Origin of the sequence: Streptomyces sp. SudanB182_2057 (assembly GCF_964272715.1) — a bacterium.
Classification (GTDB): Bacteria; Actinomycetota; Actinomycetes; order Streptomycetales; family Streptomycetaceae; genus Streptomyces; species Streptomyces rubradiris.
This window is the reverse complement of record NZ_OZ186799.1, coordinates 56,907-75,896: the sequence shown is the minus strand read 5'-3', so window position 1 is coordinate 75,896 and position 18,990 is coordinate 56,907. Positions and strand designations below refer to the sequence as shown.

General features: G+C 68.3%; 22 protein-coding genes. 7 read left to right on the top strand and 15 right to left on the bottom strand.

Going from position 1 to position 18,990, the window contains the following annotated elements:
• Window positions 1-13: 13 nt before the first annotated feature.
• The 4 genes from ACSURM_RS38620 to ACSURM_RS38605 all read right to left on the bottom strand — a co-directional run bounded on the left by ACSURM_RS38620 (window position 14) and on the right by ACSURM_RS38605 (window position 1,432).
• Window positions 14-673, bottom strand: coding sequence for a M15 family metallopeptidase (locus tag ACSURM_RS38620; RefSeq protein ID WP_436961353.1), 660 nt, complete (start codon window positions 671-673; stop codon window positions 14-16).
• A gap of 91 nt (window positions 674-764) precedes the next feature.
• A complete protein-coding gene (locus ACSURM_RS38615; protein WP_436961352.1) occupies window positions 765-1,031 on the bottom strand; it encodes a hypothetical protein in 267 nt (88 codons plus the stop codon).
• Between the two features lie 9 nt (window positions 1,032-1,040).
• Window positions 1,041-1,244 (bottom strand): hypothetical protein, encoded by a 204-nt coding sequence (locus ACSURM_RS38610; protein WP_436961351.1) that lies wholly within the window; start codon window positions 1,242-1,244, stop codon window positions 1,041-1,043.
• Window positions 1,245-1,381: 137 nt separating this feature from the next.
• Entirely contained in the window at window positions 1,382-1,432 is a 51-nt protein-coding gene (locus ACSURM_RS38605; protein WP_436961402.1) for a hypothetical protein, read from the bottom strand.
• A 1,202-nt stretch (window positions 1,433-2,634) separates the two neighbouring features.
• On the opposite strand from ACSURM_RS38605, the gene ACSURM_RS38600 reads away from it, so the two are divergent.
• On the top strand, window positions 2,635-3,087 hold the full coding sequence (locus ACSURM_RS38600; protein WP_436961350.1) for a MarR family transcriptional regulator: 453 nt from the start codon (window positions 2,635-2,637) through the stop codon (window positions 3,085-3,087).
• Complete coding sequence (locus tag ACSURM_RS38595; protein WP_436961401.1) at window positions 3,087-3,398, top strand: replication initiation protein, RepL2; 312 nt, start codon at window positions 3,087-3,089, stop codon at window positions 3,396-3,398. Before ACSURM_RS38600 ends, ACSURM_RS38595 begins: the two co-directional genes overlap by 1 nt.
• Before the next feature lie 32 nt (window positions 3,399-3,430).
• Here ACSURM_RS38595 and ACSURM_RS38590 read toward each other — a convergent pair whose 3' ends face one another.
• Window positions 3,431-4,216 carry a maleylpyruvate isomerase family mycothiol-dependent enzyme gene (locus ACSURM_RS38590; RefSeq protein WP_436961349.1) on the bottom strand — a complete coding sequence of 262 codons (786 nt, stop codon included), beginning with the start codon at window positions 4,214-4,216 and terminating at the stop codon, window positions 3,431-3,433.
• Window positions 4,217-5,267: 1,051 nt separating this feature from the next.
• On the opposite strand from ACSURM_RS38590, the gene ACSURM_RS38585 reads away from it, so the two are divergent.
• Window positions 5,268-6,575 (top strand): alpha/beta hydrolase family protein, encoded by a 1,308-nt coding sequence (locus ACSURM_RS38585; RefSeq protein ID WP_436961348.1) that lies wholly within the window; start codon window positions 5,268-5,270, stop codon window positions 6,573-6,575.
• A 145-nt stretch (window positions 6,576-6,720) separates the two neighbouring features.
• Here ACSURM_RS38585 and ACSURM_RS38580 read toward each other — a convergent pair whose 3' ends face one another.
• The 3 genes from ACSURM_RS38580 to ACSURM_RS38570 form a co-directional block, all read right to left on the bottom strand.
• Window positions 6,721-7,929 carry a ParB/RepB/Spo0J family partition protein gene (locus ACSURM_RS38580; protein ID WP_436961347.1) on the bottom strand — a complete coding sequence of 403 codons (1,209 nt, stop codon included), beginning with the start codon at window positions 7,927-7,929 and terminating at the stop codon, window positions 6,721-6,723.
• Window positions 7,926-9,191 carry an AAA family ATPase gene (locus ACSURM_RS38575; RefSeq protein WP_436961346.1) on the bottom strand — a complete coding sequence of 422 codons (1,266 nt, stop codon included), beginning with the start codon at window positions 9,189-9,191 and terminating at the stop codon, window positions 7,926-7,928. The genes ACSURM_RS38580 and ACSURM_RS38575 overlap by 4 nt, the downstream gene beginning before the upstream one ends.
• A 99-nt stretch (window positions 9,192-9,290) precedes the next feature.
• Window positions 9,291-10,496 carry a hypothetical protein gene (locus ACSURM_RS38570; RefSeq protein WP_436961345.1) on the bottom strand — a complete coding sequence of 402 codons (1,206 nt, stop codon included), beginning with the start codon at window positions 10,494-10,496 and terminating at the stop codon, window positions 9,291-9,293.
• 21 nt (window positions 10,497-10,517) lie between these two features.
• On the opposite strand from ACSURM_RS38570, the gene ACSURM_RS38565 reads away from it, so the two are divergent.
• The gene (locus ACSURM_RS38565) at window positions 10,518-10,772 is read left to right on the top strand and encodes a hypothetical protein (protein ID WP_436961344.1); all 255 of its coding nucleotides are present in this window, start codon (window positions 10,518-10,520) and stop codon (window positions 10,770-10,772) included.
• Between the two features lie 181 nt (window positions 10,773-10,953).
• Here ACSURM_RS38565 and ACSURM_RS38560 read toward each other — a convergent pair whose 3' ends face one another.
• Genes ACSURM_RS38560 through ACSURM_RS38535 form a run of 6 tightly spaced genes read right to left on the bottom strand, consistent with a single transcriptional unit; the run spans window position 10,954 to window position 16,655 of the window.
• On the bottom strand, window positions 10,954-12,330 hold the full coding sequence (locus tag ACSURM_RS38560) for a hypothetical protein (protein WP_436961343.1): 1,377 nt from the start codon (window positions 12,328-12,330) through the stop codon (window positions 10,954-10,956).
• Window positions 12,331-12,382: 52 nt separating this feature from the next.
• Window positions 12,383-13,156, bottom strand: a complete 774-nt coding sequence (locus ACSURM_RS38555; protein ID WP_436961342.1) for a class I SAM-dependent methyltransferase — start codon at window positions 13,154-13,156, stop codon at window positions 12,383-12,385.
• A gap of 5 nt (window positions 13,157-13,161) precedes the next feature.
• The gene (locus ACSURM_RS38550; protein ID WP_436961341.1) at window positions 13,162-14,283 is read right to left on the bottom strand and encodes a glycosyltransferase family 2 protein; all 1,122 of its coding nucleotides are present in this window, start codon (window positions 14,281-14,283) and stop codon (window positions 13,162-13,164) included.
• A 41-nt stretch (window positions 14,284-14,324) separates the two neighbouring features.
• The gene (locus ACSURM_RS38545) at window positions 14,325-14,861 is read right to left on the bottom strand and encodes a cyclase family protein (RefSeq protein ID WP_436961340.1); all 537 of its coding nucleotides are present in this window, start codon (window positions 14,859-14,861) and stop codon (window positions 14,325-14,327) included.
• A complete protein-coding gene (locus tag ACSURM_RS38540) occupies window positions 14,852-15,829 on the bottom strand; it encodes an aromatase/cyclase (RefSeq protein WP_436961339.1) in 978 nt (325 codons plus the stop codon). Before ACSURM_RS38540 ends, ACSURM_RS38545 begins: the two co-directional genes overlap by 10 nt.
• A 40-nt stretch (window positions 15,830-15,869) precedes the next feature.
• Window positions 15,870-16,655, bottom strand: a complete 786-nt coding sequence (locus ACSURM_RS38535) for an SDR family NAD(P)-dependent oxidoreductase (RefSeq protein ID WP_436961338.1) — start codon at window positions 16,653-16,655, stop codon at window positions 15,870-15,872.
• A 186-nt stretch (window positions 16,656-16,841) separates the two neighbouring features.
• On the opposite strand from ACSURM_RS38535, the gene ACSURM_RS38530 reads away from it, so the two are divergent.
• Window positions 16,842-17,279: a nuclear transport factor 2 family protein gene (locus ACSURM_RS38530; RefSeq protein WP_436961337.1), complete on the top strand. Its 438-nt coding sequence runs from the start codon at window positions 16,842-16,844 to the stop codon at window positions 17,277-17,279.
• Window positions 17,263-17,937 carry a GtrA family protein gene (locus ACSURM_RS38525; RefSeq protein WP_436961336.1) on the top strand — a complete coding sequence of 225 codons (675 nt, stop codon included), beginning with the start codon at window positions 17,263-17,265 and terminating at the stop codon, window positions 17,935-17,937. Before ACSURM_RS38530 ends, ACSURM_RS38525 begins: the two co-directional genes overlap by 17 nt.
• On the opposite strand, the gene ACSURM_RS38520 is transcribed toward ACSURM_RS38525, so the two are convergent.
• Window positions 17,820-18,554: an AfsR/SARP family transcriptional regulator gene (locus ACSURM_RS38520; RefSeq protein WP_436961335.1), complete on the bottom strand. Its 735-nt coding sequence runs from the start codon at window positions 18,552-18,554 to the stop codon at window positions 17,820-17,822. The genes ACSURM_RS38525 and ACSURM_RS38520 overlap by 118 nt on opposite strands.
• On the opposite strand from ACSURM_RS38520, the gene ACSURM_RS38515 reads away from it, so the two are divergent.
• Window positions 18,478-18,963: a hypothetical protein gene (locus ACSURM_RS38515; protein ID WP_436961405.1), complete on the top strand. Its 486-nt coding sequence runs from the start codon at window positions 18,478-18,480 to the stop codon at window positions 18,961-18,963. The genes ACSURM_RS38520 and ACSURM_RS38515 overlap by 77 nt on opposite strands.
• Window positions 18,964-18,990: the final 27 nt, after the last annotated feature.

The following is an 18,990-nucleotide window of genomic DNA, read 5'->3' as shown; positions in this document are numbered from 1 at the left end:
CTCAGCCGAGACGTCATTCAAGGACGCCGTGCGGGCTCGGTCCGTAACAGGCGCTTGCCGCTCCAGTGGCCAGCGCCCAGTAGCGGTCACCGAACGACCAGTGCCACCACTCCGTCGGGTAGTTCACCAGGCCCACGGCCGTCAACACGTGTCCCAGGATTTCCCGGTAGGCGCGCGCCTGCGCGCTGATTCCATCAGCGTCGGTGTAACAGGCGCCGGCACTCTCTTCAGGAGTCGCGTTCATAGATGTACCCAGATCCAGCTCACGGCCGTCCGCATCCACGAGCGTAAGATCCACTGCCGCTCCCGCGCTGTGCGGCGCGATCTCCGGTGGCGACACGAAACGGCTCGCCGCCGACCGGATCTGCTCGTCGGTCCAGCCAGGCTGCTCGGCTCGCAATCTGGCCGCGTATTCCTCAAAGTAGCGCCGCTGCAACGCCGGAGGACGATAGCCCTCCACCACCAGCAGCCCCAGACCGGCTGGCAAGTGCGCCTGTGCCTGGAGCAGACGCTCCAGCACGCCCTCTCGCAGGTAGAAGAAGGCGTCCGAGTCGTCCTGTTTCCGCAAGTCCACGAGGAGCGGCCCCCTCCGGACATCGACCAGCCGCTCACCGCACTCATATACGGGGACAGCTGCTACCCGTGGATCCGACATCAAGATGATCTCGCTCATCCCGCGATGATTCGCGAGCACGGTCAACGAACACAACGTTGCTCAACCACCCGGCGAACGTTCCTGGCCAAAGCACTAGAGGAGCGGACGTTCAGTCGGCGGCCAGCGCGGGATCGGCGGCATGGTCGTCGGGGGACGTCTGGTTCTTCCGGGCCTGCCCTTGGCAGTGGTGCAGCGTGAGCGTGAGACCGGAGAGGGTGAGGAGCAGGGGGATCAGGATGAGCGCGTGCACGTGCAGGCTCTGGGTGAACGCGGCGCGGGCGGTCGCCGTCAGGGCGGAGGCCAGTTCTTTGGGGAGTTGCCGGGCGGCGTCCAGAACTGCGGGCAGCGTCTCGTTGGCGGGCCCGGCGAGGTCCACGGGCACGCCTTAGGGCAACGGAGTAAGACCGGCGAAGAGGAGCAGAGAGTCGGCTACCAGGAACCCGGGGCCGTCGTCGACCTGGGTGAGCATCACGGGCCCCAGGACAGCGAAGGCGGCACCCGTGTCCATCAGGGCGGCCGGGCCGGATGAGCCATACCGGTCGACGCGCTGGCGGAAGTACAAGGTGCGGATCACGACTGGGGCCGTCATCGGAGTCCTCACCGGCTCACTCACCGGGCCACGGACCACGCTGCTGGGCAGCTACGACACAGCGGGAGGCCACAGGGCTGTCCAGGGTCCCGCGTGGTGCGCTCCGCTGTTACCGTCACCCACCGGCCAGCGAGCATCTACTGGAAAGCGAGAGCGGTTAGGTCGTCGGCGTCGGCGACATCGACCACAACGAGCCCCGGCTTCCTCACGTGTGGAATCGTCGACAGGGTGAAGCAGCGCCCGTAGCCTGCTGGCCCGCGACCGGATCCGCAGGGCCGCTAGTACCGGCAGATGGTCGCCCACGGTCGTGAGGTCTGCGGTCTTTTGGAACGAGGCGGTTCTCGCACCCTGAACCTGGGTGCGAGAACCGCCTCATTTCTGTGGCCGTGGTGCGGGCGTATTGCCGGAGCGGCAGGAGCGGCAACCCCCTTGTGCAGCTTGGCGGCAGGTTCCCCCGGCGCATGGCGTTTCGGGCTCTCCGGACGTGGGCGCGCCGGGTCGGTGGCTCCTCAGCCCTGGCGGGCTTGCGGTGCCCCGCCGGGGTGGTTGTCCGCCGTGGGCGTCGAGAAGGTCCGCAGGGGCCCTCAAGACAGAAAGCGTGGTTGAGGCCGGGACTCGGTTGCTGTGGCATACGCGCGCCTGATCCGTCGGCGCACCGCATCGAGGTGGTGGACTTTCGGTGGTGCGGGTCGAACAGGTGGGAGGGAGGTACAGGTTCGGGCTGCAACGACTGCGCTGGCTGGCGAGGCCCAGGCCTTGCCAGTCGCGGCACTTCCTGGAGCGAGTCCCTTCCGTCGTGGTGCGGACCGTACGAGGTGGAAGTGGTCCGGCTGGGTTCGTCGTCCCTGGCCTGAGCCCAGGCCAGGCACCAGGGGTCCCACTAGGTGCTGAAAGTGCAGCGTCACGACCGAAGGGTGTGGTTGGGGAGCCCAGACGGTGGGTCGCTTGTAAGAGGAGAGAGCGCAGCCCTCAGATGGCCTCTGAGCTGCGAAAACACATGCACCTACCACGATCGCCGGAGCTGCCAGGCAGTTCCTCGGACAGTAGAGGGCGATCAAGGGAACCGTGTGCCCAGATCTTGTGAACCCGGACCCGGTCAGGGAAACAGCGGACCACGATTTTGGGAACTGCCACAGCGGTTGAGGGAACTGCCACCACGGTTGTAGGAACTGGGTGCCCAGTTCCTACAACCGTGGCAGATTGACGTGACGTACATGAGTGAGGGTGGGGAGAGGTGCGTACGGGAGGGAGGAGGGGATGAGTGGGAAGGCAGGCGACACGGCTGACAGGCGGAGTTGATTGCCTTCCTGATCATGTACGTTAAGTTCATCTGGTCGGCCTCGCCGCCGTCCTTCATGAACCGGTAGTTACCCCTTGCTCGGAGGGCTCGTTGGGAGCAGTACGCAGGCTGGTCGACGCCGATACAGGCGAGCCCATTCCCTATGCGCCGTACGCCTTCTCCGGCAGGCACACACAGGTCGACAAGGCACGTGTCGAGGCGATCAGCGAATCCAGGGCGTTCACGCCCAGCCAGAAGTTCCTCGTTCTGTGGTGGATCGGAGTGTCCCCGGAGGGCATGGAGCCGCTACGAGCGACCGGCGCGGACATCGCCAAGCGCGTGGGTATGTCCACGGACGCGGTCGGCAAGATCAACAGGAAGCTGGCGAAGCACCGCATCCTGATCGTCCGAGGGCGCGTCGGTAACTACAACTTTTACCGGATCAGCCCTTACATCGCGTTTCACGGAACGGGGCTTGAGCAGCGTGAAGCTGTGAAGACGTGCAACCCGCCGGACATCCCCGGGTTTGACGAAAACATTCCTGCGCGGTGGGAGGCCCAGTGATCAGCAGTGTTGACAAGCAGAAGAACCTCGAACTGCTTGAGAAGACAGTCGGCATGACCGCCAACCAGCGGCTTGTCGTCATGCTGTACGCCCTGCACCCCACCGATCGGTCCGGTGCCGTACTCGAGACAGCCGCCAACCTGGCGAAGCTGGTCGGTATGGCCGCACCCGTCTTCTCCCGCACGCGCAAGCAAGTCATCGAAGCCGGCTGGCTGGAGGAGACCGAAAGGATCGGCCACATCAGGTACTACCGGCTCGACCCGAAGCGCATGGGCGAGAACGTCGTCATCCCGCTCCGCCGTGCCACATGACGTCCTGGAGACCGCACCTCATGTACGTCACGTCAATGAGGTGCGGTCTCCAGGACGTCTTCCTTGACTTCACAGCAATGTCCGGCGTCCAGGCGGACGAGCGCGGCGGGGTGTTCGGCGTCAGGCTGGTCGAGTGACCAGTGGTCCTGGGTGGCCGTCGCGGTCCAGGTGCCGCCGGCCGGGCCGTCGATCCGCACCTGGACCTGCGTACCGGCCGACGCGGTGACCTCGCGCAGGGTGTGGGGCAGGGCCCGCATGAAGGTGTCCAGGATGATGGACAGGTGTCGCGGATCGTGATCGGTGCCTTGGCCGACGGCGTGGCGGATCTGCTGGCGGTGGGTCCAGAACTCGGTGAAGTCGCGGGCGCTGTCCAGCCACATCGGTGCCGGATCGATCCCGGCCCAGGACACCCCCAGCGACGGCGCGTCGGGGTCGGTGGCTTCGAAGAAGCGGGACACCTGCCCGCCGATCAGGTCGAGGGTGTCGATGAGCGCCGTCGGGCTCACCCGGCGGCAGGCGTCGACCCATTCCTGGTTGACGCGGTGGATGAACGCCTCCAGCGTCTCGCCCGGAGCGGGACCGGGGCCGTCGTGGTGGCCGTCGCGGTCCCGGGCGAGGCGCCCGTAGAAGTCGCCCAGGACGTGCGCGGCGAGATCCCGGACCGTCCAGCCCGGGACCGCCTCCCTGTCCCAGTCGGCGGGCGCCAGGCCGCGCAGCGTGGCCATCAGCGCGGCCTGCTCCGGGGCGAACAGCGGGCGGGCATCGATCGGAGCACCGAGCCAGGAATGGCTCGGCACGTCATGGAACAGGGCCGTCATGGTTGAAGGCTCCCAACCGGCTGGCCGTTTCGCCAACGAGTATCCCGCTACGGCGCCTCTCTTCAGCCACCTCGTGTAACCGGGCCAACTGGCCGTGAGTGGGCTTTTCTGGTATCCGCTGTCACAGAACGAAGCGTTCGGATGCCCGGGCTCCTGGCTGTCGGTTACCCGGAGCCACCGCCGTTCGGCGTGAAACCGATGGTGGTAGCGCCCTCAGCGTAGATGAGCCACGCAGTGCGGATCAGCTCCGCGAAGGCGTCGGAGATCGGGCCCGGGGCGTCGGCGTCCGGGTTCGGGACGGTGCCAGCGGAGCCGATGTTGGATGGTTCTCGCCGTGACCAGGGGCAGCAGGATCCGGCCGACGGTGGTCCCCCGGCCAGCGGGCAGCCGGTTGCAGGGGTGCGGCTGACGCCGCCGTATGCGGTGTGAAGTACCTGCTGTTCTCCCGGCCGCGCCGCGGTCGTGCTGAGCCTGGTGGCTTCGACCGGACGCGGAGCGTTTGGACGTCGGAAATGCCGGCAGAGGGTCAGTCGATGCGCATGCCGGTGTCGGGGTCGGCGACCAGGCGCGTCGGCTATTACGGCGTAATAGATATGGCACGCGTTCGCTGCGTGGAGTCCGGCGCACCGGCGAGCGGATGCGTCTGATGGTCGACGGGCCGCGCCCCAGCTCGGCCACGACAGTCCGGACCGTAGCCCTCTCCTGGGCTTCCTTCCTGGCCGGTCGCCGCTTATTACGCCGTAATAGTTGTCAGGTCGGCACGTCGGTCCCGGGGCGGCGCCCCATCCTGGCACACCGTGTGCGTACGGACATCGACGTGGCACAGGCGCCGCTGTTCGGCGGAGCCGCACCTTGGCGTCCTCACGTACGCCTCGTTGATCGGTTTCGCATACAGCCCCACAACGGCAACGGTAGGGAGGGCCTCCTAGGCCGGATGGGCGTCGGACACTATCCGGCTGGCCCCATGTATCCGGACGTGGGGTGCGACCAGGATCGCGTCATGCGATTTACGAACGTTTTCGGCGCCTCCAGTCACCTTGAAGCTTCGGCCGTGTCCGTGACACGGCGTCGGCTGCTGGCCCGCGCCGGTGCCGTGGCTGTACTGGGTGCCACCTCGACTCTGGGCCTGGCCGCTCGCGCGTCCGCCGTGCTGACGGCCTCCACCGGGTCCGTACGGCTCGAACTCCCCCGCCCCACCGGCCCCCGTCCGATCGGTGTCACCGAACTGCACCTGGTGGACCGGACGCGTCGTGGCCCCTGGTGGGCGGGCGAGGCCGCGGCTGAGTTCCGGGAGCTCATGGTGAGCATCTGGTACCCGGCCGATCACACCACCGCGGAAGACGGGCCCCCGGCGTCCTACATGCGTGCGGGCGCGGCCACGGTCTTCGGGGCAGGCGCCGCAAAGATCCTCCAGGTCGACCAGGGCGCCGTCGACTGGGCCGGATTCGCCATCCACGCGCGTGTCGGAGTGCCCGTGGCGTCCAGGGCCGGGCGGCTGCCCGTGGTGCTGTACTCGCCGGGCATGTACAACGAGCGCACCCTGGACACCACCGCCGTGGAGGAGTTGGCGAGCCACGGCTATGCGGTGATCACCATCGACCCCGTCCACGAGGCACACGCGGTCGAGTTCCCCGACGGCCGCGTCATCGAGCCCGCGCCCGGGCTCAACACCATCGAGACAGGCGTCGACCGGTCAAAGGCGGCACTGGAGGTCCGGGTCGCCGACATTCCGTTCGTCCTCGACCAGCTCGCCGTGCTCGCCCGCGGCGGCAACCCCGACGCCGGGAAGCGGCCGCTGCCGCGCGGGCTCGGGCAGGCCCTGAACCTCACGCGTACCGGTATGTTCGGGCACTCGCTCGGCGGGATGACGACCGCCGAGGCGATGCGCGTGGACCGCCGTATCCGTGCCGGTGCCAACCTCGACGGTCCCCTCGGCTACGACTGGACCGACCCCGAACAACTGCTGCCGGTCGCCCGCACCGGGCTGGACCGGCCGTTCCTGCACATGGGGGCGTGGCTTGCGGTGCCGTCCGGCAGGCTGCCGCACACCCATGCGTACTCCCCGTCCTGGCGATCGATGTGGCGGAACTCGACCGGCTGGAAACGCGATCTGTGGACGGAGGCGGCCGAGCACAACTCGTTCACCGACTACCAGACGGTCCTCCCCGGCCTCGCCGCGAGGATCACGCTGCCTCAAGGGCTGCTGACCCGGATGACCGGCACCGTCGATCCCGCACGGTTCACCGCGAGCCGTCGGGCCTACCTCACCGCCTTCTTCGATCAGCATCTGCGCGGCCGTCACCAGCCGCTGCTGGACGGCCCCTCGCCGCTCCACCCGGACGTGCGGTTCATCGGCTGAGGCGGCGCGGGAGCGTCCCGAGGCCCGCGCCTCCTCCACCGGCCGGCGCCCGTCGGCACAAGGCTGAGCCTTCTGTGCCGTTACCTGGGGGGCATAGAGAAGGGCCGCCTCTTGAGGCGGCCCTTCTCTATTGGTGTCGAACACCTCAGTCGGACTGGACGGCGGCTTCCTCAGCGAAGGAGCGTGCCAGTTCACCGAGGCGGACGGGATCGCGTTGCAGCCCCTTCGAGCCCAGGAACCGGAGGAGGTCGAAGAACGTGTCGTCGTTGTCGATGTTCCGGTCCAGGAGCATGGCGAGGGTGCCGGGTTCGTCGTACGGCACTCTGCGTGGCTGCGAGCGATGCTCGGCGCGCTTCTGTGAGTCAGCCGCAGGTGAGGCATCCACCCGTTGCTCGGGCACCGGTTGGTGCTGGGAAGCCCCGCCGGTTGCCACCGATGAAGGGGCTGCCGGGGAGGGTGCGCTGGGTTCGCTGTCTCCTATTACGCCGTAATAGGAGACAGGCCGGCTCTGTGCGGAGTTGTCGGCCGGTTCCGCAGGAATCGGCACGGCGGGGCCGCCCGGCTCGTTGTCCTCGCTTGCGCCGTCCCGGTGTGTGACCGGGTGGGCATCGCTTCGGCGTGCCTTCGCGTGGCTGCGCTTCTCTTCTTCCTCGAGAGCCCGTGCGGCCTTGAGTCCGTCGAGGGCTTCTTGCTGCTGTGCGGGGGGCTTGCTGGCGACCGCTCGGAGCAGGTCGATGGGCTCTTCGCCGATCCTGGCCTGTAGTTCAGGCGTGAGTTTGAGGAGTGCGAGGCGTTGTGACACCCAGCCCTGGGACCGGTGGAGACGCTTGGCCAGCGCGGTCTGGCTGCCGTGGATGGCCAGGAGGCGCTGGAGGGCTCTGGCTTCGTCCAGCTCGCCGAGGTCCTGGCGGTGGATGTTGGCGACGAGGGCGGATTCGAGGAGTTCTTCGGAGTTGGTGCCCTGGTCGTCACTGACCATGACCTTGACGGTGGGGAGCTGTGCTTCACGGGCGGCGGCGAGGCGGCTGCTGCCGTCGATGACCACGTGGGTGGTGTCGGGTTCGAGGTCGGCTTCGCGCTCGGGGTTGGCCTTGATGTAGGCGTCGCGGTTCATGACCGTGATTGCCTGTTTCTGGCCGTGGGTCTTGAGGCTGCCTGCGAGATCGGTGAGGTCACCGAGGCTGGAGCGGGGGTTGTCGGGGTTGAGGCTGATGCGGTGGGGGGCGAGTTCGGTGGGTGGGGGCACGGCGTCGGTGGGCACGCCGGTGGCGGCGGCGACAGCTTGGCGACGCGCGCTGACAGGACGTACTCCCCCGCCGAAGCGGCCGGCTCCCAGCTGGTCGGCCTTGCTCATGCGATCTCCCGGGCCAGTGCGCGCATGCCGATGGCCTGCTGTGACTTGGGTGCGTAGGCCAGCAGGGGCCGCTTCATGCGGACTGCTTCTTTCTGTTCCTTGAGGTCGCCGATCAGCCCGACGACCCGTGGATCCTTTATGTCGACCCACCCCTGGAGCGAGGAGGTGGCGATGAAGCCGCGGCGGGAGTCGTAGAGGTTGACGACGATGCCGAGGTATTCGATGTCGACCTGGAGGTCGTTACGCAGGTCGTCGATCTGCGTGGTGAGCAGCTCGTAGGCGTCGGCCGAGCTGTCCTCGGCCTGGACGACGATGAGGGCACCCGACTGACCGGGCTTCTCGCCGTCGCGGCGGCGGCCGTAGTAGGCGGCGGCGTCCATGCTCAGGCCGAGGCTGGGCGGGCAGTCGACGAGGATGACGTCGTAGTCGGCCTCGAGCGGGGCGAGTGCGCGCTCCAGGGCTGCTTCTCTGGCTCGTACGGCGGACAGGCGGACGTCGAGCAGGAACGCGTCGTTGCAGGCGGGCAGGAGATGGAGCCGTCCTCCGAAGGTCTCGTCCTCGATGGAGACGATGAGGTCGCGGAGGTCTCCCTTGGGGTCGCCCGCCATGTGATTGGTGAGGCTGTCACCGTTCATGGGCAGGGGAGCCGCACCGAGTTGGTTGGTGAGGTGGCACTGCGGGTCGAAGTCGACCAGGAGGACGCGGAGTCCGAGGCCGGGCAGGTTCTCGACTTCCAGCGGATCGTCATGGGCCGGTCCTTCGCTGGAGTGGGCTTCACTCGCACGCAGAGCCTTGGACAGTGCCTTCGCGACGCGCACGGCATGCAGCTTGTTGGTGTCCTCGGCGAGGGCTTCACCCAGGCCGGCAGTGATCGCCGTCTTGCCGACGCCGCCCTTCTGGTTGCAGACGACGATGCGGCGGGTGATCTCGGGGCGTTTGACGTCAGGTGCGGGGTTGGCGTCGAGCCACAGTTGCACGGACTGCGCCAGCCCCTGGATGAGCGACACACGACGGTCCGCAGCGATCTCGCGGAACTGCTCCCACTGGCCGAGCGGAAGGAAAGTGGAGAAGGACTCGGCGCCCGAGGTGTCGACGGCCGCGGTGGCGGAGGCCAGGCTGCACCAGTCCCGGATGCCCTGTTCGACGGCGGCCTGCATCTCGACGCCGTACTGGGCGGCTCTGATCTTCAAGGTGTGCCGGAGTCCTTCCGGCAGCTTGGACACGACCTTTTCACGGTCGCTGGAGGTGGCTGGCGAAGTCATGACGACACCTTACTAACGTTCAAGATCCTTCATCGCATCGACACGTTAGTTATCCCGTCCTGGCGACACGTCACCACGCCGCCACCATGCCGCGAACTATTACGCCGTAATAGCTGTGCACTGCGGCCCGGCGACGCGGTGGATGGGGGCAGCGGTGAAACGTCTCACTATGGCCACGCGGTCGTCTTCGACGGCAGGCCCGCACCATCGTGCACGCCGCTGCCCGTACCCAGCACTGCCACCGCTGCGATGCCGAGCCGGACACGGCGGTCCGCGGGGGACCTGCCACCGCACCTCGGCTGTCCCCTCCTGGTTCGCACCAAGCCGCGCGGTACTCAGATAGCCGGGTTGGTTGCCTCTACTGACAGAGAGGTACATGGTATTGCGGACGGTGACCGCCCCTTGGACTCCGCGACGCTCGGGGATGCCGTTCCCTCGGTGGATCGTGTAGACGTCGGCTGCTGTGGCGGTTGCACCCTGAGTGATCAGGGAGCCACTGGGGCCATAGGCAAAGCTCCACCGCCCGACGTTTTGTGACTGGCCTTCCGTCTCCCACCCGTTCACGATGAGGGTGGCCCTGCGGAACGGGGACGCGAGCGACGTGCGGTCCACCGAAACCTGGGAGAATCTGAGGTCGGCCTTCTGTGCGTCCGATTTGTAGGTGCGGCTCAGGAGCAGCGCCCACGGGGCTTGCCTGTCACCGGTCCGTACGATGTCGTCGGTGTTGAACACCAGCAGAGCGTTCTGCTCGCTGTCCGTGACGTACAGCCGGTTTCGATACCAGGCCAGGCCGCCCGCGTGCAGGCCCTGGATTACTTCCGGGACGTACCCGTTGCCTTCCCGCTTGGCTGTCGCCAGCTTGATGTAGTGGTACCGGGGGTCCGTAGCACGGCGGTCGATGAGGGCGACGCGTGGGCCCTTGGATTTGTTGTACCAGGAGACCATCATGCGCGTGCCGTTCCGGCCGGTCGCGTCGTAGTAGGTCGTGATGCCCTGAGGCCACCAGCCTCTGCGCTCGTCAGTGGCGTCGAGGTCGCCCGGGGACCAGCCGTAGGCGGCGACGGGCAGGGGCGTTGTCTCCTTCGGCCAGTCAGGAACCTTGTCCAGCGCAACCGGGTGGAACGCCCAAGTGCCCTGCCGGCAAGGTCGGCGCTGTCGATCTGTTCGAGCTGTTGGCCGAGGTGGAGGCGCGCGTTGCCCTGGAGCCGGTCCGTTCAGCACGTAGTTTTGCGCCGTCGTACAGCGCAGGCTCAGGTCGCGGGAGCCGACCGCGCGCGGGGTCGCGGCGCCGACCGAGGCGATCACCTCGACGGTGTGCCCGCCCTCGTGGACGACGGGAGAGTGCGGCATGCGGACCAGCTGTGCGAGACGCTGGTCCAGGCGTGCGGCGGGCAGTTCCAGGACGACGGCGAACTCGTCACCACCGAGGCGGCCGACGGCGGTGTGCCGGCCTGCCCACGGGTGAGCCGGAAGCGGGTGGCGGCGATCTGCTTGTGCAGCGCGACCGCGTGGACTGCCCAGCCGGTCAACGGCACGGCCGCGGTTGCCAGTAAGAGGGTGCGCTGGCCAATCCGTCCCTGAACGCGTCGGAAGGACGACATACTTGGGCCATCCGTCTCGTCTCGTACGGGGTGGATAGACCCGGGGCAGGCGGTTTGGTTGTCCGCCGTGCGCCTGTCCCGGGGCGGAGCTACAGCGCGAAGTAGCCGCTGTTGCTCCAGCTGACGGGGTTGTGCCAGGAGCCAGGGGGGCCGAAGGCGAGCTAAACACCGTCTCGGCGCTGGGCCCTGCCGGTGCCGGCGTCGACGTGTTCCGGTTCCTGTCGCGAACGGAACTCCCGGGCGGCCACCACGATCGTCACCGTCAGGGCGACCAGCACGGCCGTGGCGAGCACCTGATAGCTGATCACTGGCTCGAAGAGTTTCCGCAGTACGGCCTGCGGACTGGGTCCGGAGTGCAGCGCTGATGCCAGCCAGCCGGCGTCCGGCGGCGGCACCGTGAAGCCGGAACTGTTCGCGACGCGCGGATTGCCAGTGAGGTCACGGAGCCGGTACGGCAGCAGCAGGAACGGGATGTAGGCGAACAGAGATGCGAACTGGATCAGGACCGGAGGGAGCCAGAGCTTGCGGGGCAGCCAGAACGCGGCGACCACCGTCAGCACGTCGGCGAGGTAGAAGTAGCGCTCGTGCATGTTCGGCAGCAGGAACGGAACCAGCAGCGCCGAGGCCGCGGCCGCCAGCACCACTTGAAGTTCCGTCAGTTCCGAGCGGTGCAGCACCGCGGCACCGACCAGGCCGAGCACCAGCACTCCCGTGAGCACGATGCCCAGCGTCTGCACCGCATGCGGAGTCGACGAGCCGAGATACTGGAAGGCATTGGGCGCGGTCACGATGAACTTCCCGTGCAGCATCGAAGCCTGGTCGAGATAGACCGTGAGCACCTCCCGCGGCCGGGCACCGATCAGCAACGCCGGGACGTCGAGCAGCAGATAGACGCCGGGCACGGCGAGCAGACACCGCCAGGGAAGCCACCGTCGCAGCACCACCAGCAACAGGACCGGGAACAGGAAGACGGTCTGGAGCTTGAAGGCCAGCGACGCACCGAAGAGCGCGCACGCCGTCCAGGACCTGCGCCGCATGAGGTGATACAGGCCGCCGGCCGCGAGCGCGGCGTAACCGGAGTCGCACTGCCCCCACATGGAGCTGTTCACCACGACCGTCGGAAGGAGCACGACCACGAGGGCCGCGGCCGGTGGCTGCCACCCCGTGGGGTACCGCAGGCTGGTGATCCGGTACACGTACCAGCCGAGCAGGACGTCGAAGCCGATCGCGATCGTCTTCACCGCGGCGAGCGGTGGTATGTGCAACCAGACGGTCGTCGCGAGCAGATACAGGTACGGCACGTTGTAGTTCGAGAACTGGTGGCGCAGCGCCCCGTAGCCGCCGTTGTCCTGGATGAACAGGTACCAGCGACGGTAGAAGTCCACGTAGTCCTCGGACCGGTGGTCCAGGAAGGGCGATCGCGCGGCCAGCGCGACGACGGTGATCGTGGCGACCACGAGGACGGACGTCCGGTGCCGGGTCCACCATCCCGCCAGGGACCACGACGCCTGCACCGCTTCGTCTGCGTGTGTTGTCATGTCATGACTCGATTCGAACGGGGACGGCAGGGGCTTGGTGGACCGGAGCCGCTCAGCAAGCGCGGCACAGCGCGATGAGCGACACTCCGAACGGCGGATCGACGCGGAGGAGCATGCGCGCCTCGGAGGAGAAGACACCGAGCAGGACCCGGTTCACCAGCGGCGAGGGCAGTGCCAGGTGCGGATCTATTCGTTCGGCCGCGGGCGGCGCCACGCGTCGGCGCCACCGGCCCGCCGCCCTGGCCGCGAGCGCCGGCAGGAACAGCAGCGAGTTGAAGTAGGCGATGCGGTCGACCTGGAAGCCGCCGGACCGGTGCACCAGGTCGCGCAGCCGGGCACGGCTGTAGCGCCTGAAGTGTCCGGCGTAGACGTCGTGATGGCTCCACAGCACCTGGTGGGCCGGGACGGTGAGCACCATCCGGCCGCCCGTGGGCAGCACCTGGCGGAACGCCCGCAGCGCCGTCACGTCGTCGGCGAGGTGCTCGACCACGTCGAACGCGGTGACCAGGTCGAAGCTCTCGTCGCGCGGGAGATCCTCGGGGATGTTGCCGCGACGTGCCAGGACTCCGGTCGGCAGCCGTTGCCGCAGGTAGGCGATGGCGTGCTCGGAACTGTCCAGCGCCGTGACGTTCCCGAACCCGCCCAGCATCTCGGTCATCTCACCTGTCCCGGACCCGACGTCCAGGACGTTCAGGCGCCCGGTCGCCGCGCCCGGCAGGTCCGCGAGGTAGTCGCGCAGCAGGGCCGCGACGATTCGCCGCCGCCCCTGGAACCACCAGTGCCGGCTCTCCACCTCGGCGAACGCGTGATACATGGGGGTGTCCACAGCCGTCACCCCAGCCGTTCCATGACGACGTACAGCGGACGCTTCTTGACCTCGGTGTAGATCCGCGCAATGTACGCGCCGACCATGCCGATCGTGGTCAGCTGGGCGCCGCCGGCCAGGAGGACCACGGAGATGAGGGAAGCCCAGCCGACCGGCAGCGGCAGCGTGCTCAGCCGGGCCAGCAGCACCAGAACCAGGGTCACCGCTCCGGCGGCGGCCGTGGCGATGCCCAGGGACGACACGAGCCGCAGCGGGACGCTGGAGAACCCCAGCAGGCCGTCCGCGGCGAGCTTCGTCAGCCGGCGCAGCGTGTACTGCGATTCACCGGACGGCCGCAGGGGCCGGTCGTACTCGATGCTCGTCTGCCGGAACCCCGACCAACTGCGCAGACCGCGCAGGAACCTGCTGCGCTCCGGCATGCCGCGCAGCACGTCCACGACCTTGCGGTCCAAGAGCGAGAAGTCACCGCTGGCCAGCGGCACCTCGATGTCCGCGAGATAGCGGAAGACACGGTAGAACAGGCCGTACGCCAGGCGTTTCAGGGGCCCCTCCTTACGGTTCCTGCGCACCATGCAGACCACGTCGTGCCCGGCCCGCCAACGCTCCACGAGATCGCCGATCAGCTCCGGGGGGTCCTGCAGGTCGGCGTCCAGCATGACGACCGCCGAGCCACGGGCCAGGTCGAGCCCGGCGCTCAGCGCCGCCTGCTGGCCGAAGTTCCGGGACAGCCTGAGCAGCCGGACGGTCCGGTCCTCGCGGTGCAGGGCGCGGATGACGTCGACCGAGCCGTCAGCGCTGCCGTCGTCGACGTACACGACCTCGAAGGTACCGATCGGGGCGAGCGCCCGGCGCAGGCGAAGCTGCAGCTCGGGCAGTGTGGTGGCGTTGTTGAAGACCGGTACGACCACCGACAGCAGCGGCACCGCGCCGTCGGGGCCGTCGGATGTCTCGTGGTCCGGGACGTCGGCGCGCGCACGCACCAGGCGCACAATGTCGTCCGCCGAGAGCCCGGTGGCGCGGACGGCGGTGTACAGGGCGGTTCGTCCCAGGACGTAGTCGCCCAGGGCCAGGGCGCGGTAGAGGCCCAGGATGTCGTCCGTCTGCTGCGTGTCGGCGTCGGTCCGCATGCCGTTTCTCTCCTCCGCCTTCGTCCGTTGCTGGGGCGGCATCAATCGAGGACCGCCACGGCGCGTGCCGTGCCCGCCTCCGCGCCGGCCACACACACCGGGGAGCAGACGACCGTGAAGGCCGGCCATAGCAGGCTCCGGTCGCGGGTCTCGGCGTAGCGCTTCCTGATGTGAGCGAACGGCGCGTCGAGGCTGAAGGTGTCCGTGCCGGTGATCCTGACGCCGCGATCGAGTAGATGGTGCACGGCCGACCCGTCCAGCCCCGTGAAATCAGTGAAGTGGCACTGGGGCCCGCTCCACTTTTCGGCACCGGTGCGCAGCGGCGCGATGTCGTACGGCCGCAACTCGTACCCCACGCGCTTCAGTTCACCGGCGATGAAGCCGGCGTCCACGCTGCCCACGCCCGCGGCGGTCAGGTCCAGCACCACGCCCGGGTGGTAGAACCACTCCAGTGGATCCTGGTCGATGGTCTTCGGCCGCCCGTACGCCCCCCTCGCCCCGTCATGTGTCGGGGCGCCGATGCGGGTGGTCAAGGTGGGGCTGGCGTCCACCGGGGATGAGATGTCGATCAGAGGCACGATTCCTCCTCGCCGGCCTCTTTGCCGCGCTGGAGGGCCTCCGCATGCGCCTTGGCGTGTTCTAGCGTCACCGTGCTGTTGCGGCCAAGCGCCTGGCGGACGAAGGCCCGCGCATTGCGGACGGTGGCGTCCGGCCCGAGGACGTCGGACACCCGGTCCGGGTCGAGCAGGACCGTGTGGCGGGACGTGGCAAGCGTGCCCTCCGGGCCGGCCGTGAGCTGCCAGGCACCGGTGTGTGCCGCCATCAGCGCCGGGGTGACCAACTGCTTGTAGACGATCCGGTCGGGTGGCAGGCAGATCCGCACCGATGAGGTCGTGTGGACCGAGCCGTCGGCGGTGCGGGTGTCCATGTCCATGTGCTGCACGCCCGCGTGTTCGGTCAGCTCCAGCCGGTCCACGTGAGGGATGCGCCGTGGCCACTCCGCCGCGCGATGGAGGAAGTCGTAGACGGCGTCCGGCGGTGCCGCGATGCCTACCGAGTCCTCGAAGGAGAGCAGCAGCTCGTCGAGACGGCCGGCCAGCTCTGCGGCGGTCCGGAGCCTGGCCAGCTCCTCCTCGCTGTTGCTGTCGACGGCCTTGTCGATCCACTCCAGCGCCTGCGGCTCGTCGTCGACGGCACCGTACTCGTGCAGGAGGGTCACCCGGGTCCTGGCCTCGTCCAGCGGCGTTATGCGCCACTCGCCGCTCATGAAGGCCACCGGGGGAGCCGAGACCTCCTGGCGGAAGCGTACGCGCAGCGCGTCGGCGTCGAGGACACGGCGGGACGTCCAGCACTTCACCTCCCCGTTGGCGGTGGCCCAGATCCGGATGCGTTCCTCATCGCCGCTGGTCTCCAGCGTTTCGACGTGGAGGGTCGGCGTGAAGTGGTGCGGCCAGTCACCGGCTGAGGCCACGATGCCGTAGACGTCCCGGGCCGGGGCCGCGACGGTGATCGAATGCTCGCTGGAACGGATGGTCGGTGCCGTCATCGTGTGGTTTCCTTCCGGAACAGTGGTCGTTCCCCTTCGGTCAGTAGTTGCCGAGTCCGCCGCACACGTTGACCGCCTGCCCGGTGATGGGGGCGGCGGCATCGGTGACCAGGTATCCGACGAGACCGGCGACTTCGTCCGGGGTCGTGTACCGGCCCAGCGGAATACTGGTCTGGAAGCGCTCGAGCACCTCCGCCTCGGTGGTGTGCCAGGCGGCCGCGTATCCCTGCCGCACGCGCTCGGCCATCGGGGTCTCGACATATCCGGGGCACACCGCGTTCACGGTCACCCCGGACTTGGCGAGTTCCAGGCCCAGCGCCTTGGTGAATCCCACGACGCCATGTTTGGAGGCCGAGAACGGGGCGCCCAGCACCACGCCCTGCTTTCCGCCGGTCGAGGCGATGTTGATGACCCGGCCCCAGCCCCGGTCCAGCATCCCGGCGTTGACCAGCACCTCGCGGGTCATCCGGAACACGCTGGTCAGGTTGGTGTCGATCACGTCGGACCACAGCTCGTCGGTGATCTGGGCGGTGACCCCGCCGCCGCTGCGGCCCGCGTTGTTCACCAGCACGTCGATGCCGCCGAACCGGTTCACGGCCGCCCGGACCAGGGCCTCGATGTGCTCACGGCTGCGGACGTCGGCTTCGGCTCCGTCGGCCTCGGCACCCAGGTTGCGCAGTTCCTTCACCGTCCGGGCGACGTCGTCGGCGTGCCGTGCGCAGATGAAGACGCGTTTCCCGCTCACCGCCAGTGCGCGCGCGACGGCGAGACCGATTCCACTGGTCGCGCCGGTGACCAGAGCGGTGCGCGGGGCGTTCCCGGCCATCTGCCATCCTCCTCTGCCCGCGGGCGGGTCGACTTCTCGGCTCCGACGCACTGTTCCAACGGCACCTCGAAAAAAGGTCGAAAGGAGACGGAGGAGCTCTTCCACCCGCCGTCGAGGCGTGTTCTAGGCGCGAAGGGGAGCTTGAGGAAAGGAACGTCACACAGCAGCAGTGGAGGAGAGGGCCGGATGACCGAGACCGTGCTGGCGGGACGCAGTGCCGAACTGCGTGCCCGAGTGGAGCAGTTCTACGCCACGCAGATGAGGCTTCTCGATGCGGGGGAGGCCGAGGCGTGGGCGGACACGTTCACCGAGGACGCAGTCTTCTCGGCCAACGCACAGAGCGGGCCCACCTGCGGGCGTGCCGCCATCGCCGCCGCCGCGCGCCGGACGTCCGCCGAGCTGCGAGCCGCAGGCCGGACCCGGCGGCACTGGATCGGCATGTCCGCGGTGGAGCCGGCGGAGGACGGCTCGGTGCGCGTCGCCAGTTACGCGCTGATCATCGAGACGGAGGTCGGCGGTTCGCCGATCCTGCGCATGTCGACCACCTGCGACGACGTTCTCGTGGACGACGACGGTCTGCGCGTGCGGCACCGCACCGTCGCGCGCGATGACATCGCCTCCTGACCGTGCCCCTGCGGGAGGGCCGCCGCCGGGTCGGCGGCGGCCGCTCCTGGCCGGTGAACTCACCCGCTTCGGCCTGATGGGGATCCTCAGCTCCGCGGTGGCCGTCGCCGGCTCGAATGTCCTCCAACTCGGCCTGCCGGTGCGGCCGCCCGCCGCGTACGCGATCGCCACGGTGCCGGCGACGACCGTCTCGTTCCGCGGCAACCGCTGGTGGACCTTCCGGCACCGGGAACGGCGGAACCCGATCCACGCGTACGGCGTCTTCTTCGTCCTGAACGGCGTGGGCCTGCTGATCCAGCTCCTGGCCATCGGCTTCGCCGTCGACGTACTGCGCCGGGGACGACTCCGTCGCCTGCACCGTGTCGCTGGTCACCGGGGTTGCCGTGGCCTCGCTGGCCCGGTTCTTCAGCTACCGGAAATGGGTGTTCGCCTCGCCGGCGCCGAGGTGATCGCGGTCGGCGGTCCGGGAGGTTCGTTCGGGGCGGCTCCGGAGGTGCGGGTGGTCGGCCCGGCACCGCCGGGGCCGCCGCTGGGCGGCGGTCAGGCCGCGTTGTCGAGCCTCGGGTCCGAGGCGAGTACGGATTGGTGCAGTCGCTGCAGCTGGGGCGAGGGGTCGATGCCCAACTCGTTCACCAGTGACGTACGCAGCCGCTGGTAGACGTCCAGCGCCTGGTGCCGACGGCCGGACCGGTAGAGCGCCAGCATGAACTTCTCGTGCAGTCCCTCGTGGAAGGGCTGCTGCACGCTCAGCGAGGTGAGCTCGCCCAGCAGCTGATGGTGCCGTCCGAGCCGCAGGTCGACGGCGATCCGGTCTTCGAGGATGCCCAGCCGATCCTCCTCCAGGCGCATCACCTCCGCTTCCAGCAGCCGGCCGATGGGCACGTCGGCCAGCGGCGGACCGCTCCACAGAGCGAGGGCCTCGGCGAAGCAGGCCGCCCCGCCTTCGATCTCCCCTTCATCCATGGCACGGCGCCCTGCGGCCACCAACTCGTCGTACACGTGCAGGTCGACCGTCCCGGGCGGGACGCTGAGCATGTAGCCGTTGGTGTGCGTGGTCAGCACGTTCTTCGCGATGTCGGGCAGCTCGACGTCCCAGAGGGCACCGAGTGCCTTGCGCAGGTGCAGGACGTACGTCTGCAGCGTGGTGGTCGCGCTCTTGGGCGGGGTCTCTCCCCACAGCTCGGTCATGAGTGAGGCGGTGGACACGATCCTGTTCGCGTTGAGCAGCAGCAGAGCCAGGATCTTCCGTGGCTTGGGCGCAAGCCGCGCGCTCACGGTGCCTATGGGTGCGATCGCTAGGGGTCCGAGAATCCGTATCTTCAAGCTCACTCCCCGTCACCTGATGCAGAAAGTGCGTTCTTCCGATGCGTTCCTGTGGTGTCAAGTTTGTGTGGCCGATCACCCCTGGTTCCTGCTCGCGCAGGATGTCTGTTTTGGCATGAGTGAGGTGTGCCTACTGATCGCCATTCATTCCTATGCTCCGGTCGCGTGGATTTTGAAGCAATCACTCGGTCAGGATGGTCAACTTCGTCAGGAGGGCCTCCAGTTCGGGTCAGCGGCAGTGCTGACCGCACGCACGCTGCAGTTTTCCCTGGTCGACGCAGGTCCTGCGGGATGCCGCGGACCGGTCGAGGTCCCTTCGAGCCCGTTTCGAGCAGCGGCTGTGCATGCTCGGTTCCAATGATCAGCATGACGAACGGCGGAGCGATGA